Raw genomic sequence first — 1,005 nt, 5'->3', positions numbered from 1 at the left:
GGTAAGCACTTGGTGAACTCACCTTGTCACGGAAGTGACGTATAAGGATGATCGTGCCCACTTATCTTAAGTGGATCCTTCATGACAGAGCCAATCCCTCCGACACCACGTCGGCGCCGCTATGACGCAGCGGTAAAGAAACAGATCCTGGCAGAATGCGAACGCCCAGGCGCTTCCATTGCCGCCGTCGCCATGGCACACGGCATCAACGCCAATCTGGTGCACAAGTGGCGTGGCCGAGCCATGCAGCGGCAAGACGCAGTGGTTGCACCGCTCCCTACCTCCTTCCTTCCCGTGCCGGTGCCTGCATCAGGCATGTCTGCTCCCGCCACGACTGAAGTGCGTATCGAATTGCGCCGCGGACCAGTGACAGCCACTGTCAGTTGGCCACTGTCAGCTGTCACGGAGTGCGCGTCATGGCTGCGCGAGGTGCTGAGGTGATCCGCATCGACGCCATCTGGCTAGCCGCCGAACCGTTGGATATGCGGGCCGGCACCGATACCGCGCTGGCACGCGTCGTGAAGGTGTTTGGCGCCGCCCGCCCGCACCATGCCTACCTGTTCGCCAACAAGAGCGGTACGCGGATGAAGGTGCTGGTCTACGACGGCTTGGGAATCTGGCTTGCCGCCCGCCGACTCAACCGTGGCCGCTTCGTCTGGAGCGATAGCGGCTCGACTGACACCGTGGCGCTCAACACGGAGCAACTGCAGGCGCTGGTCACCGGCCTACCATGGAAGACGCTGACGGCTGATCACGCCATCGCCGTGCTCTAACGCCCGGTACGTATACTGTTTCTGTTCACTTGCGGCGGACGTTCTGGCACACTGCCGTGCATGACTTCCGCACTTGACCTGTCCACTCTCGGCGCCGACGAACTGCGCCAGCTCGCCAGCCGCCTGCTGGAGGAGATGCGTGGCAAGCAGGCGTTGATCGACAAGCTCACGCACGAAATGGCCATCCTCAAGCGGCTCAAGTTCGCCGCTTCCAGCGAAGCCTACACCGGTG

At 62.2% G+C, this 1,005-nt stretch carries 2 protein-coding genes; both read left to right on the top strand.

Features of this window, described 5'->3' with window-relative positions; genetic code table 11:
* The first annotated feature begins 81 nt into the window (after positions 1-81).
* A complete protein-coding gene (gene tnpA / locus RY831_RS33000) occupies positions 82-441 on the top strand; it encodes an IS66-like element accessory protein TnpA (protein WP_326510502.1) in 360 nt (119 codons plus the stop codon).
* Positions 417-773 (top strand): IS66 family insertion sequence element accessory protein TnpB, encoded by a 357-nt coding sequence (gene tnpB, locus RY831_RS32995; RefSeq protein ID WP_326510501.1) that lies wholly within the window; start codon positions 417-419, stop codon positions 771-773. Before tnpA ends, tnpB begins: the two co-directional genes overlap by 25 nt.
* Positions 774-1,005 lie beyond the last annotated feature (232 nt).

The organism is Noviherbaspirillum album (genome assembly GCF_035916955.1).
GTDB lineage: Bacteria > Pseudomonadota > Gammaproteobacteria > Burkholderiales > Burkholderiaceae_D > Noviherbaspirillum > Noviherbaspirillum album.
This window is presented reverse-complemented; position numbering and strand designations above follow the sequence as displayed.